Annotated in this window: 12 protein-coding genes and 1 pseudogene; 6 read left to right on the plus strand and 7 right to left on the minus strand. The window is 60.5% G+C overall.

Annotated features, from left to right (window positions below):
- Positions 1-112 precede the first annotated feature (112 nt).
- Positions 113-874: pseudogene (locus ACQ4W7_RS00125) on the plus strand (IS5 family transposase).
- 56 nt (positions 875-930) lie between these two features.
- On the opposite strand, the gene ACQ4W7_RS00130 reads toward ACQ4W7_RS00125, so the two are convergent.
- Positions 931-1,842 (minus strand): sulfurtransferase, encoded by a 912-nt coding sequence (locus ACQ4W7_RS00130; RefSeq protein WP_436527630.1) that lies wholly within the window; start codon positions 1,840-1,842, stop codon positions 931-933.
- Between the two features lie 137 nt (positions 1,843-1,979).
- Between ACQ4W7_RS00130 and dnaE the strand changes: the two genes are divergently transcribed.
- Positions 1,980-5,519 (plus strand): DNA polymerase III subunit alpha, encoded by a 3,540-nt coding sequence (gene dnaE / locus ACQ4W7_RS00135; protein ID WP_436527632.1) that lies wholly within the window; start codon positions 1,980-1,982, stop codon positions 5,517-5,519.
- A gap of 65 nt (positions 5,520-5,584) precedes the next feature.
- Here the strand turns inward: dnaE and ACQ4W7_RS00140 are convergent, their stop codons facing one another.
- From ACQ4W7_RS00140 to ACQ4W7_RS00155, 4 genes are all read right to left on the minus strand, one after another.
- Positions 5,585-5,815, minus strand: a complete 231-nt coding sequence (locus ACQ4W7_RS00140) for a DUF6139 family protein (RefSeq protein ID WP_426071415.1) — start codon at positions 5,813-5,815, stop codon at positions 5,585-5,587.
- 181 nt (positions 5,816-5,996) lie between these two features.
- Positions 5,997-7,001 (minus strand): VirK/YbjX family protein, encoded by a 1,005-nt coding sequence (locus tag ACQ4W7_RS00145; RefSeq protein WP_436527634.1) that lies wholly within the window; start codon positions 6,999-7,001, stop codon positions 5,997-5,999.
- Between the two features lie 49 nt (positions 7,002-7,050).
- Entirely contained in the window at positions 7,051-7,308 is a 258-nt protein-coding gene (locus tag ACQ4W7_RS00150) for a hypothetical protein (RefSeq protein ID WP_436527636.1), read from the minus strand.
- Between the two features lie 339 nt (positions 7,309-7,647).
- On the minus strand, positions 7,648-8,469 hold the full coding sequence (locus ACQ4W7_RS00155; RefSeq protein WP_426071418.1) for a MipA/OmpV family protein: 822 nt from the start codon (positions 8,467-8,469) through the stop codon (positions 7,648-7,650).
- Between the two features lie 157 nt (positions 8,470-8,626).
- Here ACQ4W7_RS00155 and ACQ4W7_RS00160 point away from each other — a divergent pair, with 157 nt between their 5' ends.
- The 4 genes from ACQ4W7_RS00160 to ACQ4W7_RS00175 all read left to right on the plus strand — a co-directional run bounded on the left by ACQ4W7_RS00160 (position 8,627) and on the right by ACQ4W7_RS00175 (position 13,011).
- Positions 8,627-9,313 (plus strand): response regulator, encoded by a 687-nt coding sequence (locus tag ACQ4W7_RS00160; RefSeq protein ID WP_034786469.1) that lies wholly within the window; start codon positions 8,627-8,629, stop codon positions 9,311-9,313.
- Positions 9,310-10,698 carry an ATP-binding protein gene (locus tag ACQ4W7_RS00165; protein ID WP_436527639.1) on the plus strand — a complete coding sequence of 463 codons (1,389 nt, stop codon included), beginning with the start codon at positions 9,310-9,312 and terminating at the stop codon, positions 10,696-10,698. Before ACQ4W7_RS00160 ends, ACQ4W7_RS00165 begins: the two co-directional genes overlap by 4 nt.
- A gap of 119 nt (positions 10,699-10,817) precedes the next feature.
- Entirely contained in the window at positions 10,818-12,413 is a 1,596-nt protein-coding gene (locus ACQ4W7_RS00170) for an ATP-binding protein (protein ID WP_436527641.1), read from the plus strand.
- The gene (locus tag ACQ4W7_RS00175; RefSeq protein ID WP_426071421.1) at positions 12,400-13,011 is read left to right on the plus strand and encodes a response regulator transcription factor; all 612 of its coding nucleotides are present in this window, start codon (positions 12,400-12,402) and stop codon (positions 13,009-13,011) included. The genes ACQ4W7_RS00170 and ACQ4W7_RS00175 overlap by 14 nt, the downstream gene beginning before the upstream one ends.
- A gap of 14 nt (positions 13,012-13,025) precedes the next feature.
- Here ACQ4W7_RS00175 and ACQ4W7_RS00180 read toward each other — a convergent pair whose 3' ends face one another.
- Together ACQ4W7_RS00180 and msbA are read right to left on the minus strand one after the other, a co-directional pair.
- Positions 13,026-14,126, minus strand: coding sequence for a glycosyltransferase family 9 protein (locus ACQ4W7_RS00180; RefSeq protein WP_436527643.1), 1,101 nt, complete (start codon positions 14,124-14,126; stop codon positions 13,026-13,028).
- Positions 14,127-14,161: 35 nt separating this feature from the next.
- On the minus strand, positions 14,162-15,895 hold the full coding sequence (msbA, locus tag ACQ4W7_RS00185; RefSeq protein ID WP_436527645.1) for a lipid A export permease/ATP-binding protein MsbA: 1,734 nt from the start codon (positions 15,893-15,895) through the stop codon (positions 14,162-14,164).
- Positions 15,896-15,915 lie beyond the last annotated feature (20 nt).

Consider the following 15,915-nt stretch of genomic DNA (forward strand, 5'->3'; position numbering starts at 1 on the left):
TATGGACCATATTCTCTAATCACCTGAAGATCGGCGATTTTAGCACATCAAAAGCCAGGATTTGTTGTAAGAACGTGTTCACAATCCCGCCAAATACCCGGATAATGGCTGGATGAGAACGCCTTACGCCAGCGACATCAGTCGAGAGAAGTTTGAAGAAATTCTGCCGCTGCTGCAAAGCGTGAGGAAACGCACGAAGCCGATCACGGTGGACTTGTATGAAGTGTTCTGCGCGGTACTGTACCTGCTGCGCAGTGGCTGCCAGTGGAGAATGCTACCGAGGGATTTTCCCAAATGGAGGACGGTGCATTCGTACTTTGCCAAATGGAGCGGGCATTAAAAAAATCAGGTTGGCGCGGCCCGCGAGAGACTGGAGCGCAGCGCCAAGCCGACGCTGTTGATCGTTGACGCACAAAGCGTGAAAAATACCGACACGGCCGGTAGCAAGGGTTACGACGCGGGCAAAAAGGTTTCAGGCATCAAGCGCCACATCGGTGTTGACACACAGGGGCTACCCCATGCCATTGCCGTGACGACGGCCGAGGTGACGGACCGCAAAGGAGCACTGCAGGCGATGCAGCGTTGCAAAGGCAGCCTGGATAAAGTGCAAAGCGTGCTGGCCGACAGCGGTTATGTGGGCCAGCCCTTTGCCCAAGGTGTGCAGGAAACCTTGGGCGAGGCGGTCACGGTGCAGATTGCCAAACGCAGTGAATTGCACAAGTTCGCAGTGATACCCAAGCGCTGGGTGGTCGAGCGCAGCTTCGCCTGGTTGGAAAAAAACAGGCGACTGTGGAAAAACTGCGAACGATGGCTTAACACCAGCTTGCAGTTCATCCACCTGGCTTTCCTGGCGATGCTGCTCAGGAGATCATGAACACGTTCTAAGAGAACAATAATTATATGTTGAGGTAAACGCCTTTGTTCTGGAACTCAAGGTCGGCTTGTTTTATGGAAACAATGCGGGCATGACACCTCATACACATATTCCGGCGCCAGCTGCTGGCGCGGCGTGACGACGGCGCGGCAGACGAAACATTGCACGGTTTCCGTCGGTTCCAGTTTCGGGTTCAGGGCCGTGCGGTAGTCGAACACGAAGCAGTCGCCCGTATAGTGCTCGCCGCCCACTTCCTCGAAATATTTCAAGATGCCGCCGTCGAGCTGGTACACGCTGTCGTAGCCGATTTCCTTCATGTGGATGGCCGCCTTTTCGCAGCGGATGCCGCCCGTGCAGAAGGTGACGACGGTTTTGCCTTCCAGCTCGTCCTTGTGCGCGGCGGCGACGGCCGGGAATTCTGTAAACTTGTCGATACGGTAATCAAGCGTGTTGTTGAACGTGCCTACGTCCACTTCAAAGGCATTGCGCGTTTCCATCATGACCACGGGTTTTCCCGCGTCGTCGACGCCGGCGTCGAGCCAGCGCTTGAGCGTATGCGCGTCGACGGACGGTGCGCGACCCAGCTCCGGCTTGATCAATGGCATGCGCATGGTGATGATTTCTTTTTTCAGCTTGACCAACATGCGCTTGTGCGATTGCTCGATCGACAGGCTTTCCTTGCATTCCAGATCGGCCAGACGCTCATCGCTGCGTACCCACGCGAGGAAGTTGTCGATATGTTCGCGTGTGCCCGACAGAAACATGTTGATGCCTTCTGGCGTCAGCAGGATCGTGCCCTTCAGTTCCAGCGCCAGGCATTGCTCCTGATACAAGGGGCGCATGGCTTCCGTATCGTCTAGCGTAATGAATTTATACGCGGCGATATTGACAAAGGTGGCGGCGAGGGTGGATGCCAGCGTGCTGACGGCGGCGGAAACGGCGGGTGTTGCTGGGGTGATGGCTTGCATGATGGCGATCGGGTTAGACTGAACAGCCGATATTATAAGCCCGACGGGCCAGGCAGGATACCCGGTCCGCACCCGCGACGCGGTAGAATAGACCCCATTGAATTTTGCACGAAATGGTACACAGGATGGAAATGGTAATGCAAGAGGCCGGCACTCCGGCAGGTTCACAGCAAGCGATGCAGCCCGGTCCTGCGTTCGTCCACTTGCGCGTGCACTCGGAGTACTCGATCGTCGATGGCCTGGTGCGCATCGACGACGTGGTCAAGGCGGCGGCGAAGGACAAGCAGGTGGCGCTGGCTGTCACCGACTTGTCGAACCTGTTTGGCATGGTCAAGTTCTACAAGGAAGCGCGCGGCAAGGGCATCAAGCCCATCGTCGGCGTCGATGTGTGGATCACGAATGACGACAACCGCGAAAAGCCGTCGCGTTTGCTGTTGCTGGCGAAGAACCGCATGGGCTATCTGCAACTGTGCGAACTGCTGTCGATGGCCTGGCTGACCAACCAGTACAAGGGGCGTGCCGAGTTGCGCATCGAGTGGCTGCAGGCGCTGGCGACGAATACCTATGATCTGTACCCGGGCGAAAGCGCGGCGAATGGCTTGATCGTGCTGTCCGGCGCGCACTTCGGCGATGTCGGTATTGCTATCGAGAATGGCAACCTGGCCCTGGCCGAGCGCAATGCCCAGCGCTGGGCCGAGATTTTCCCCGGGCATTTTTATGTCGAGATCCAGCGCGGCGGCCAGGCCAACCAGGAAGCGCAAGTGCGCCATGCGGTGGCCCTGGCGGCCAAGCTGGGTTTGCCGGTCGTCGCCACGCATCCCGTGCAATTTATTTCTCCAGAAGAATTTATTGCCCACGAAGCCCGTACCTGTATCGCCGAAGGCGAAATGCTGGCCAACGCCAAGCGGGTAAAGCGCTTCAATGACAGCCAGCGCTTCCTGTCGCAGGCGGACATGGCGGAACTGTTCGCCGACTTGCCCGCGGCGCTGGCCAATTCCGTGGAAATTGCCAAGCGCTGTAATTTGACGTTGACCCTGGGCAAGCCGCAACTGCCGAACTTCCCCACGCCGCCCGGCATGACGATCGACCAGTTCCTCGTTGCCGAATCACAGGCCGGCCTGGAAAAGCGTTTGATCCAGCTGTATCCGGACCCGGAACGGCGCGAAAAGGAGCGTCCGCGCTACGAATCGCGGCTGAAGTTCGAGACGGACACGATTTGCAACATGAAATTCCCCGGCTACTTCCTGATCGTGGCCGAGTTTATCCAGTGGGCCAAGGAAAACGGCGTGCCCGTCGGGCCTGGCCGCGGTTCGGGCGCCGGTTCGCTGGTGGCGTATTCGCTGCTGATTACCGATCTGGACCCATTGCAATACAACCTGCTGTTCGAGCGCTTCCTGAATCCCGAACGCGTCTCGATGCCCGACTTCGATATTGACTTTTGCCAGGAAGGGCGCGACCGCGTCATTCAGCACGTCAAGGATTTGTATGGCAAGGAGGCGGTCTCGCAGATCGCCACCTTCGGTACCATGGCGGCCAAGGGTGCGATCCGCGACGTGGGCCGTGTGATGGACTTCGGCTACAACTTCTGCGACGGTATTTCCAAGCTCATCCCGTTCAAGCCGGGCAAACCCGTGTCGATCGCCGACGCCATCGAGGAAGAGCCGTTGCTCAAGGAGCGCCTGGAAAACGAGGAAGAGGTCAAGCAGTTGCTGGACCTGGCGCAACAGGTCGAAGGCATCACGCGCAATATTGGCATGCACGCGGGGGGCGTCTTGATCGCGCCGGGCAAGCTGACGGATTTCTGCCCGCTGTACACGCAGGGCGGCGACTCGGGCGTCGTCTCGCAGTACGACAAGGATGACGTGGAAGCCGTTGGTCTGGTGAAGTTCGACTTCCTGGGTCTGACCACGCTGACGATTCTCGACCGCGCCGTGCGCTACATCAAGCAGCTCGATCCGGCGCAAGCCAATTTCGATCTGGCCACCTTGCCGCTGAACGACAAGCCGTCCTACGACCTGTTGACCAAGGCCAAGACCGTGGCCGTGTTCCAGCTCGAGTCGCGCGGCATGCAGGGCATGCTGAAAGATGCGCGTCCCGACCGTTTCGAAGACATTATCGCGCTCGTGGCGCTGTACCGTCCCGGCCCGATGGACCTGATTCCCGACTTTTGCAAGCGCAAGCACGGCGAACGCTTCGATTATCCCGATCCGCGCACGGAATCGATTCTGTCCGAAACCTACGGCATCATGGTGTATCAGGAGCAGGTGATGCAGATGGCGCAGATCGTCGGCGGCTACTCGCTGGGCGGCGCCGACATGCTGCGCCGCGCGATGGGTAAAAAGAAAGCCGAAGAGATGGCCGAGCACCGCGAGATCTTCCGCGCCGGTGCGGCCAAGGATGGCTTGACGGCGGAAAAGGCCGACGAGATCTTCGACTTGATGGAAAAGTTCGCCGGCTACGGTTTCAACAAATCGCACGCCGCCGCCTACGCCTTGCTGTCGTACCATACGGCTTATTTGAAGGCGCACCACACGGCCGCCTTCATGGCCGCCAACTTGTCGCTGGCCATGGACGACACGGACAAGATCAAGATCCTGGTGGAAGACTCGCTGGAAATCTGCAAGCTGACCTTGTTGCCGCCGGATATCAACGAATCGGATTACCGCTTCACGCCGAGCGGTGCAGCGCCATCCATCAGCGGCAAGAAAGTCACGCAAATCCGCTATGGCCTGGGTGCCGTGAAAGGTTCAGGCCAGAACGCTATCGAAGCCATCATCGCCGCGCGCGAGGCGGGCGGTCCATTCACCAGCCTGTTCGACTTCTGCAAGCGCGTGGATAAAAAGCAAATCAACCGCCGCACCATCGAGTCCCTGATACGAAGCGGTGCCTTCGACTGCCTGAAGGTCGACCGCGCCATCCTGCTCGCGTCCGTGGCGTTCGCCATGGAATGCGCGGACCAGGCCGCCAAGGCGGCCAATCAGGTGAGCCTGTTCGGCGGCGACGACAGCGACATGGTGGCGCCGCCCGAGTACGTCAAGGTGCCCGTGTGGACCGATAAACAGCGATTGACGGAAGAAAAGATCGCGCTGGGCTTCTACCTGTCAGGTCATCTGTTCGATTCGTATGCGCCCGAGGCGCGCCGTTTCGCGCGCACGAAACTGTCTGAATTGTCGCCGTCGCGCGAACCGCGCATGATGGCCGGCGTCATCACGGGCTTGCGCACGCAGATGACGCAGCGCGGCAAGATCCTCATCGTCACCCTGGACGACAAGAGCGGCACGGTGGAAGTGACGGTGTATGGCGAATTGTTCGATGCCAACCGGAAAATCTTCAAGGAAGATGAATTCCTGGCCGTCGTGGGCAAGGTGTCGGAAGACCGTTTTTCGGGGGGCTTGCGCATCACGGCCGAGAGCGCCTTCGATATCATCGCTGCGCGCGTGCAGTATGGCCGCCAGCTGGGCCTGACCTTGCCTGCTACCCTGGACGCCAAGCGCATCCGTGACGTGATCATGCCGCACCGGGCCGAGACGGGCTTGCCGATTGCTGCGCGGGTCAGCCCGCAAGGCGTCAGTTGCGTGCTGCAGTTTGGGGAAGAGTGGAAAGTGGCGCCATCGGATGAATTGCAGATGGCGCTGGAGCAAATGCTGGGTGCGCAAGAGGTGGCGGTCGAATACTGACCGGCAGCAGCGCAGGCACTACGCCAAAGCCAAACCGGATGCGAATCGGGTTTGGCTTTTGACGTTTACATGTCTTTCAGGCCCGTGATTGCATAACCTTTTGCGGCAATCTGCTGGTGCGGCTGTTCGATGTGGTAGTCGGGCAAGGCCTGGGCGTCGTCGGCCACTTCGCTGGCGCGTACTTCGATTTGCCAGTCGGTATTAGTCACTTCTTCCGGAATGATCTTTCCTTCCGGCACGGCGAGGTAGGAAAAAATGCCGTCGTGCTCGGCTCGGCGGTAGATGTCTACGCGCATGAATGCCTCCTAGTAAACGTTGGGGGAACCGGCGCGCCAGGAATGCACACCGATCTGACTAGCGTAACAGGAATGTGCGGCGCATGGTTTTTGCGCGCGTGCGGGAGAAGAACTGGGGTATTACGTGGCGGAATGACTGCGGGCGCGGGGGCGGGGCGCCTGGCCTATAGCAGGGAGAGGGTCAGGCTACGGTGGAAAAGTGCTCGTCATCAAATTCGGCCGGATGCTGGGCATCACTGGCGGCCATGGCGGTGCCGTGCACAGCGACGTGGACATGGCTGCGATGCGATGCCAGGCCGTTGTGCAGGCTGTCGATTATGTTCAAGGTCAGTTCGTGGCGCTTGCGTGCTTCCGAACGTTTCTTGGAAGCGATCTCTTCGAGGACGAGCGCAGGTAGATTTTCGCATGGCAATTCAAAGTCGCCATCGCTACGGGCCGTGGCGCCAAGTTCTTGCCACAATGCATTGTAGTCAGCGAGCAGCCGGCCATTCTTCTTTGCCGAATGGTGGCCGGCTCGGTTGGCATTGCCTACCAAAAGCATGGTGCGGCAACCGTGCTCGTATGCCAACTGGCGTACCAGGCGTATCATCAGGAACTTGGGGCGCATGCCGTGCAGGTCGCGCGTGGCTTCGCGCACGCGGCGCAAGCCTTCCGCGCCCTGCGGACCCTGGATGCAGCCGATGCCCACGCCCACATCCCTGGGCGCGCGCTTGCGGCAGCCGAAGAAGGTGAAGACCACCGTGTAGAGCACATCGTCATCATGGATCAACTGCAAGACCATCTCGCCTTCGCGGTCCATGCGGAACAGCGAAGACAGGCGCAGATGGTAGAGCGAACCGGATTTTCCCGGTACCGTGGCGAGTATGACCGGCTGATGCGCAGCCTGTACCATCAGCTTGCCCCAGCCTTGTTGCAGGATGAAATGATAGTGGTCGACCAGCATGGATACGCGTTGCTGGCATGACAGGCTTTTGCTCAGGTAGTGCCGGTACACCTTGTGGACCAGACGCGGGTAGGCTTGCAGCAGGTCGCCGAAGACAGGGTGGGAATTGAGCAACTTGAGCCAGAGACGCGTCTGCCGCTGTTGCAGGCGTGCCCGCAATTGCAGTTTGAACAGCTCGCGCAGGCGGGCAATCCCAGGGGGCATATTGGTGAGACCAGCATGCAGAGTAATCGCTTGTGTCATCAGGCACTTTCCTTGGTAAATGAGAACGGTGGTGGCTGCGGGCTGTGCTTCAGGGCAGCGACGGACAGCTCATGCCATCGGTATTGGCCAGCAGCACGGTGGCGGTACGGCTGGTGCGGGCCAGCTTGCACGCCAGGGCGTCCGAGAATCGGTTTCGCCAAGAACTGTTCTTAATGCCAGGTAAGACAATTTCATGGCATCCCAGCATTTCGGCCGTGTCGAGTATCGTAAAAATGATTTCGCCTGGAAAAATGTGGGTAGTGAAGGCTATATGTGAACGGCTCAGGTACAAGCCGGCCTCGTGCATGATTTGCCCGGCTGCCAGCGTGAGCGTACTGCCGGCATCTTCAGCTGCATCTTGCTGCGGCAGGGCGTGCTTGCGCTGGCGTCACATGCAGCAGGCTGACACTCACGCATATCCCCCATTCCTGTAGCCGCTTGGCGTAGCGCACACCGTCGATGATGCCTGGCCCGGCTTACCGTACGCGCCCGCGGCGCTGTCCGGGGCGCGGTGATGTTGCGGGGCAAGGCGTGATGCATGCATGGAAGGATGGCTACAGTCAGAAAACCAGGTCATCTTATCCATGCCCTCATCCCCTGTAAATTGGCGAAACAGCGTACGGGTTCCCCTTATGCGGCCCCTGTTCTAATAGCGGTAGGTGACATACACGGCGCCAATCGGGGATGTCTTGCGCTGCACGATGGGGCTCTTGGCCGCATCGCCCATGCGGTGCTCGATGCCGACCAGGGTATTGATACCCCAGCGCGCATCGAAGCGGTGCTCCCAGTTGACGGTGGCCTGCGCTTCATATAACCCGCCCTTCGGCGTGTATTGCTTGAACGAAGTATTCGCGGCCTGGGTGGCCGTTACGCCATACATGGTCTGCACGTACTTGCGCTCGCCCCAGCCCAGCTGGCCGCCGATGCTCACGCTGTCTTGCTGTGTTCCCTTGGCATCGGCGCGGCCGTAAATCTGGCCTGTCGCGCCGAAATGCACGTTCACGCCATTTTCGCGATTCGACAGGGGAGTGTCGCTTGAAACGCTCAACGACAGGCCCGGCAAGGGTGAATAGCCCGCACTCAGCAGGGCGCTGGCGTTGCCCTTGACTTCGCCCATGCCTTTCAGATAATCGCTGCCGCCGAAACCGTTGACACCGGTGCGCTTGTGGTCTTCGCGCTTGCCGCGGTAGCCCAGCGCGGCGCTGTAGCTGAAGGGGCCGGCCTGGCCGCCATAACCGATACCGCGCGAGGTGCTGATGAACAGGCCATTGGCCATGGCGTAGTCGAGGATGATCAGCGGCGAGGCCGACAGCTTGTCGGAGCCGGAATAGCTGGACACGGCGGCGACGCCGCCGCCGATGGTGAAGACATTTTCCGCAGGCGGTTCGGCCGCCGCGGCGGCCAAGGGGTTCAAGCTCAGGCCGCAGGCCAGCGCCAGCGAGGTCAACAAGGTTGTAGATGCGTGCATGGAGTTTTCCGTCAGGTGGAGAACCGAGTCCGGAGTGGCTCGATTGACTGCCGACAGTATCTGTCCTTGCCATGAAGGAAAAATGAGCCTTTTATTAAGATTGCATGAAGAGCGCTTCTTTACCCATTCTTCAGCTTGCGGTGGTTTAATATGTTGCATGAAGATACTGCTGATTGAAGACGATATGGACCTGGGCAATGGCGTGCGGATTGCCTTGCGCGACCAGGGCATGCAAGTGGTCTGGGTGCGCAGCCTGGAGGATGCGGCGCGCAGTATCGAGCACGACAGTTGCGAGCTGGTGCTGCTGGACCTGGGCTTGCCGGACGGCGATGGCCTCGATTTGCTGGCCCGACTGCGCGCGGCCCGCTTGCCGGTACTGATCCTCAGCGCCCGCGACACGCTGGAACAGCGCCTGCGGGGCCTGGACGGCGGTGCCGATGATTACCTGGTAAAACCGTTTGTGCTGGCCGAGCTGCTGTCGCGCGTGCGTGCCTTGGCGCGCCGCAGCTATGGCTTCGATGGCGATACCATCGAGTTGCGCGGCCTGCTGCTGCAAGTGCCCACGCGCCGTGTCAGCGTGCACGGCCGGCCGGTGGAACTCACCGCCAGTGAATATGCCTTGCTGAAGACCTTGCTGATGCGCGCCAACCGCGTCATCACGCGCCGCGTGCTGGAGGAACATATCCTGCCCGGCGGGCTGGCCAATGCCAGCAATACGCTGGATGTGCATATGGGTAACCTGCGCCGCAAGATAGGCGAAGGCTATATCCGTACTGTGCGCGGCGTTGGCTATGTCATCGACCAGCAAGGCGAGACATCTACTCCGCCGGGTGCCGGTGCATGATGGGGCGTTTCTGGGCCATGCTGCGCCGGCCTACCCTGGTGCGCCGCCTGATGATCGCGCAAATGCTGATGCTGACTGTGCTGTGGAGCCTGGCCGTGGCGTATGTGCTGGTCGAGGGGGCGGGCGAAGCGAGCAATGTGACGCGCGGCGTCCTGCACGCCATTATCAGTGTGGCCGATAATCTGGCCGAGCAGCCTGAGCGCCAGGAGCAAAGCTTGCGCGCCATCGACGAAGCCTTGCGCGAGGAATTTGAAATAGGGCAGGTGCCGGAGCTGGCGCCGCGCATCCTGGTCTGGCGCGAAGGCAAGTTGGTCTACAAGTCCCCCGATGCGCCCAGCGGTATCCGCAGCGCCGGCCCGGAACAGATGGAAGTGGTGTACGTCAAGGGCCAGGCCTGGCGCAGCCGCAGCCTGGCCGAAGGGGGGACCCGCGTGACCGTGCTGGAGGTGGGCGGCGCCTGGCAATTTTTCATCACGATCAATTCACGCGGGTACTACCTGCTGCCGCTGCTGATCAGCCTGCCGTTCCTGCTGGTGCCGGCCTGGCTGTCGATTCGCCTTGCGATGCGACCATGGCGCAAGGTGGCGCAGGAGGTGGCGGCGCGCGGGCCCCAGGACTTGCGTCCGCTGGCCTTCAAGCCGCCGCATGGCGAACTGGCGGCACTGGTCGACAATATCAATGCCCTGCTGCAGCGTGTAGATACCAGTGCTGCGCGCGAACGCAGCTTCATCGCCGATGCCACGCATGAGTTGCGCACACCACTGGCGGCCATGCGCGTGAATGTCGAGGCCTTGCAGGGGCAGGCGCATGATGCGCGCCAGCAAGAGCTGCTGGACGGTATCTTGAACAGCGGCAACCGGGCCGCGCGCCTGGTGGGCCAGTTGCTGCAGCTGACGCGCAGCGAAGTGCAGGCGGGCGGGGGCGAGTTGCCGCGGCGGCAGGCGCTCGATACCTTGTTGCAAGACCGCCTGGCGGCCCTGTCCGGCCTGGCCCAGGCGGGCGATATCGAACTTGAATTGCAAGCCAGCGTCTCGCTCAGCGTACCCGGGCAGCGCGAAAGCCTGGTTTCGCTGATCGATAATCTGGTGGAAAACGCCATCAAGTACAGCCCGCGCGGCAGCAGCGTGACGGTGTCGCTGCATGCGGAGCGGGGCCAGGCCGTGTTGCATGTGGCCGATCAGGGGCCGGGCATCGCGCCGGCCCTGTATGAACGCGTATTCGACCGCTTTTTCCGTGCGCCGCAGCAGGCCCAGCCGGGCAGTGGCCTGGGCTTGTCCATCGTCGCTTCCGTCGTGCGCCAGCACGGCGGCACGATTCAGTTGCACAGCGGCAATGGAGGGCTGGGCTTGCTGGTGGAGGTGCGCTTGCCGCTGGCCGAGGCCTAACTGTGCTGGCGCGCCTTGCGACATTGCATGAAGATTATTTCATGTGCTTATAACGCAAGTTGAGATGGCGTGGCGCACGCTTGCGATGCATAATGCGGGACAGTTAAAAAAACACCGTTATGCGCCCATTTCTGTCCCGCTACCTGCCGTATCCCGCCTTTATCGGCCTGTATCTGTTGTTTGACTGGGCCACGTATATCGACCCGATGTACGGGCTGAACATCACCCCCTGGAATCCCGATCCCGCGCTGGGACTGGTATTTTGGCTGATCCACGGCCGCAAGGCGGCGCTGCCTTGGTTTATTGCCCTGGTGGCAGGCGAGGTGCTGGTGCGTGGCATGCCGGCAGGCCTGCCCCTGACCTTGCTCTGTTCGGCGTGGCTGGTGCTCGGCTATGGCGGTATCGGCGCAGTCTTGCGCCGCAGTTTCAGCAGCAGCGACATCTTCGACAACCGGCGCCGCCTGAGCGCCTGGGTTGCCATCGTGCTGTGTGGCACCGTGCTCAATGCGCTCGGCTATATTTCCTTGCTGTCGCTGACGGGGCGCATCCCGGCCGGTGAATGGGGGACGGCAGTCTGGCGCTTCGGCATAGGCGACATGGTCGGCATGCTGGTGTCGATGCCGCTGATCTGGGTGCTGTTCAGCGAGCGGGGGCGCGAACGCCTGCATGCCGCCGTCTGGCGTTGGGAAACCCTGGCGTATCTGGCACTCGCCAGTTTTGTGTTGTGGAGCCTTTTCGGTTCCATCGTGCGTTCCGAATACAAGCATTTCTACTTCCTGTTTCTCCCCGTGATCTGGGCCGCCTCGCGCCAGGGCTTGCATGGCGCCGTGCTGGCCGTGTTTGTATTGCAACTGTGCATCATCACCCTGGTGAAATGGACGCATGCGGTCGATATCCAGTTTTATGAATTGCAACTGCTCGATGCCGTGCTGGCGCTGGTGGGATTTTTTATCGGCATCGTCGTCGATGAAATGCGCCAGGTGGCCGACGAACTGAAACACACGCTACGCCTGGCGGCCGCCGGCGAGATGGCGGCCGCTCTCGCGCATGAGCTGAACCAGCCGCTGACGGCCTTGTCGACCTATGGCAAGGCGTGCGAATACTTGCTGGAACGCGGTGAGACTGGCGCCTTGCTGCAGGGCGCAGTGGGACATATGATCGTCGAATCGGGGCGCGCCGCAGACGTGGTGCGTCGCCTGCGTGACTTTTTTCGCACGGGTGCGATGCAGCTCGAAGCGGTCGAGGCGAGCGCATTGATCGAGGGCATGGCGCGCCAGTTCACGCCGCTGTTCCATGAGCATGGCATCGAGCTGGTGCTGGCGCCGCCGTCGCCGCTGGCCGTCAACGCCGATCGCCTGCAAATCGAGTTGGTGCTACGTAACTTGCTGGCCAATGCGCAGGATGCGGTGATGGGTCAGCCGCATGGCCAGCGCCGCATCACGGTGTCAGCCGAGCGGATCGAGGGCGGGCGGCTGCGCCTGTCCGTGGAAGATAGCGGGCCCGGCATTTCCAATAGCCTGGCGGCACGCCTGTTCGAACCGTTTGTCTCGACCAAGGCCAGCGGCCTGGGGCTGGGACTGGTACTCAGCCGAAGCATAGTTGAAGCGCATGGTGGCCAGCTATGGGCTGAAGTGGGCAGGCATGGTATTTTTCGTTTTATCCTGCCCCTGGCGCGCGCCAGTGCGGCCGCTACAGGAGAGCATGGTGACAAGTAATTTGACGGTGTTTATCGTGGATGACGATCCCGCCGTGCGCGATGCGCTGGGTTTGCTATTAGGCATACGCGGCTATCGCACTGCCCTGTTTTCCTGCGGCGAGGATTTCCTGCACAGTTGGCGGCCCGAGTGGGCCGGCTGTCTGCTGATCGATATCCGCATGTCGGGCATGGATGGCCTGAGCCTGCAGCGCCGCTTGCTGGAACTCGAGTGCATGTTGCCCGTCATTATTATCACGGGGCACGCCGACGTAGCCCTGGCACGCCAGGCATTCAGGGCACAGGCTAGCGATTTCCTGGAAAAACCATTTGACCACGACAAGTTGTTGGCAGCCATCGATGAAGCATTTTCGTGCGAGGCACGTGCGCGCGGCCAGTTGCAGCGGCAAGCGGCGGGGCAGGCATTGCTGCGCGCGTTGACGCCGCGCGAGCGGGAAGTGATGCACCTGGTGGTGACGGGCCAGCACAACCGTGATATCGCACCGGTGCTGGGTATTTCCGTGCGCACGGTGGAAGTGCACAAGGCGCGCCTGATGGACAAGTTGGGGGTCGATAATGTGGCTGACCTGGTGCGCATCAGCATGCTGGCCACCGGCTAACCGTTAAAGATTCTCTAGGCGATGGTTTGCAATACCTGATCGACTGAAATCGCCTTGACCCAGTCGCTGCGCCGCGCCACCGTGATGACGGTGCTGTTGGCGCTGTCGAACGGTGCCCATTCGGGATTTTTCTTGCGCATCAATGCCACCACTGGCACATGCACGGCGTTCGCCAAGTGCATGATCGACGTTTCCACTGAGATAATCAGGTCGCATTGCGCCAGCATGGCCGGCAGCTGGAAAAAGTTGTCGACGGCACTGAAGGCCTGCGTGCGCGGCAAGTTGTGCGCCTGCACGACGGCATTCACCTTGGCCAGTTCCTGCGGCATGGCGTTGATCAGGAAGCAGGCGTTCTGCCATTCGGGCATCGTTTGCATGCGTGCGATCAGCTCGGCAATACGCTCAAGCGGCCAGCTGCGCTTGTGCGATTTGGCGAACGGATTCAGGAGTACGAGTGGACCCTGGCGCGGGGCAAAGCCCCAGGCGCTCAACTGTTCCTGCGCCTGTTGCAACGCGAGCTCGGGAATGTGCACGAAGGGATAGCGTTCTGTCACGGGAATATCGAGCCCCGTCAATTGATGGAACCAGTCCGCATACACGCTGCTGATATGGTGCTCACCGGCATCCTGACCCGCATACGACGCCAGTACCGCATCGATCTTACGGTAGGCCAGGTAATGCCAGGGGCGCAACGGGCTGAACGGCTTGCGCGTGCCGATCACCAGCCCGGTCGGGCTGATCGCGCGGGCAAGATCCGCATATTGCTGCGGCCGTACGTGGGCCAGCGACACGACGACAGGATAGTGCTCCGCCTGTGCTTCGCGCAATGATTCTTCGTAGAGCGCGGGGCTGTAGGTCTTGCGGTAAACCTTGGAGAACAAGCCCGACTGTTCGACCCAGTCGTATAGCGAATAGGTGCGCAAGCCTTCCCATTGCCTGGCGTCGGACGTGCGCCGTACCTCATCGACCCACAGGTGGATTTGCATATGCGGATAGGCCGCGGCAAAGGCGCGGAAACCGTTTTGCAGGTAGGTAAAGTCTCCCAACGCCAGATGGGCGATGAAAAGAATTTTGTCCGACTTTTGTAGAAGTTCGGCGGGAATCAAAGGCGTCATGTATCAGTACGATTTCAGGTATTCATTCGATGGTGTCAAACCACTTGCTGGGAAAATTGCAGGCGATGCAGATTGGCATACGCGCCGTTGGCATCCAATAATTGCTGGTGATTGCCGGTTTCCATTATTTTCCCATGTGACAATACCACGATACGGTCCGCACGTTCAATTGTTGATAGCCGATGAGCAATAACCAATGTCGTTTTACCTTGCATCAGGTGCTCCAGTGCCGCTTGTACGGCCCGTTCCGCCTCCGTATCCAGTGCCGAGGTGGCTTCATCAAGAATCAGGATGGGTGCATCCTTGTAGATCGCGCGGGCGATAGCCACGCGCTGGCGCTGGCCACCGGACAGGCGCGAGCCGTTGTCGCCCAGGCGCGTTTCCAGGCCGTCGGGCAAGCCATCGATGACGTCAGACAGGAAGGCGGCGGCGGCCGCCGCTTCGACGCGCTGCCGGTCCGGGGCTGCATCGCCATACGCGATATTGGCGGCCAGGGTATCGTCGAACAACACCACCTGCTGACTGACCATGGCGATCTGGCTGCGCAGGCTCGTCAGGGCGATGGCATCGATATTCTGCCCATCGAGCAAGATTTCACCACTACTGGCCGAGTAAAAGCCGGGCAGCAGGCTGACCAGGGTCGATTTGCCGCCACCGGACATGCCGACAAAGGCCACCGTTTGTCCTGGCGCGATGCTCAGATCGATGTGTCGCAGGGCCGGTTCCTGATGTCCTGGATAGGCAAAGCTCACGTCCTTGAACTCGATGCGGCCTTTGCTGCGGCCAGCGAGCGGCTTGCCGCCCGTGCGTTCCGGTGTCTTGTCGATCAGCTGGAAGACTTCCTCGGCGGCGGCCATGCCGCGCTGCAGGGGGCCGTTGACCTCCGCCAGTTGCTTCAAGGGTGTCAGCAGCATCAGCATGGCCGTGATGAAGGAAACAAAACCACCGACCGTGATTTGCCCCTGTTCCGACTGGAGCAGGGCCATCACGATGACCAGGGCCACGGCGGCAGCCGTGATCACTTGCGTGATGGGCACGGTGGCGGAAAAGGTCGTCGTCATGCGCATGCTGTAGCGGCGCAATTGTTCGGCGCGTTCTTCGAAGCGCGCCTTTTCGTAGTCCTGGCCGCCGAAAATCTTGATCACTTGTTGCGCGCGCGTGGTTTCCTCGATGACCTGGGTCAGCTCGGCATTGACGGCCAGCGAGTCGCGGTTGAGTTTTTTCAGGCGCTTGCCCGTGGTGCGTACGACGATGGTCAGCAGAGGCAGCAGCACCAGGGTGACCAGGGTCAGCACCCAGTTCAGGTACAGCAGCCACGCCAGCAGTCCCAGCACGGTCAGCGAGGAGCGCACGATCGAGGTAAACACCTTGGTCACCATTTCAATGATCTGCTGCACTTCGAACATGATGGAGTTGATGACCTTGCCAACCGTATGCGTGTTGTAGAAGTCGATGGGCAAGTTCAGCATGCTGGCAAACATCCTGCGCCGCAATTCGTTGAGGATGCGCGTGGAGACATAGCTCATCAGGTAACTGCTGGCAAACGTCGATGCGCCGCGCATGGCAAAAATACCGATGACGATCAGCGGCACCAGCCAGAAGGAAAAATTGACCTTGCCGCCAAAGCCATTGTCGAGCAGTAACTTGAGCGCATACGGCAACAGTGGTTCCGTGGCCGCCGTGACGACCATTGCCAGCAGAGCCAGGGCCAGATGTTTTTTATACGGCGCGTGCAGCGCTGTGAGGCGCTTCAGGTCGGGCGTGAGCATCGGTATGGTTCCTTGCAGGA

It is taken from the genome of Janthinobacterium algoris (assembly GCF_051380935.1).
Lineage (GTDB): Bacteria > Pseudomonadota > Gammaproteobacteria > Burkholderiales > Burkholderiaceae_D > Janthinobacterium.

Coding starts and splice junctions, on each gene's coding strand:
- ACQ4W7_RS00130 (WP_436527630.1), bottom strand. CDS start 1,842: ATGCAAGCCATCACCCCAGCAACACCCGCCGTTTCCGCCGCCGTCAGC.
- dnaE (WP_436527632.1), top strand. CDS start 1,980: ATGCAAGAGGCCGGCACTCCGGCAGGTTCACAGCAAGCGATGCAGCCC.
- ACQ4W7_RS00140 (WP_426071415.1), bottom strand. CDS start 5,815: ATGCGCGTAGACATCTACCGCCGAGCCGAGCACGACGGCATTTTTTCC.
- ACQ4W7_RS00145 (WP_436527634.1), bottom strand. CDS start 7,001: ATGACACAAGCGATTACTCTGCATGCTGGTCTCACCAATATGCCCCCT.
- ACQ4W7_RS00150 (WP_436527636.1), bottom strand. CDS start 7,308: ATGCACGAGGCCGGCTTGTACCTGAGCCGTTCACATATAGCCTTCACT.
- ACQ4W7_RS00155 (WP_426071418.1), bottom strand. CDS start 8,469: ATGCACGCATCTACAACCTTGTTGACCTCGCTGGCGCTGGCCTGCGGC.
- ACQ4W7_RS00160 (WP_034786469.1), top strand. CDS start 8,627: ATGAAGATACTGCTGATTGAAGACGATATGGACCTGGGCAATGGCGTG.
- ACQ4W7_RS00165 (WP_436527639.1), top strand. CDS start 9,310: ATGATGGGGCGTTTCTGGGCCATGCTGCGCCGGCCTACCCTGGTGCGC.
- ACQ4W7_RS00170 (WP_436527641.1), top strand. CDS start 10,818: ATGCGCCCATTTCTGTCCCGCTACCTGCCGTATCCCGCCTTTATCGGC.
- ACQ4W7_RS00175 (WP_426071421.1), top strand. CDS start 12,400: ATGGTGACAAGTAATTTGACGGTGTTTATCGTGGATGACGATCCCGCC.
- ACQ4W7_RS00180 (WP_436527643.1), bottom strand. CDS start 14,126: ATGACGCCTTTGATTCCCGCCGAACTTCTACAAAAGTCGGACAAAATT.
- msbA (WP_436527645.1), bottom strand. CDS start 15,895: ATGCTCACGCCCGACCTGAAGCGCCTCACAGCGCTGCACGCGCCGTAT.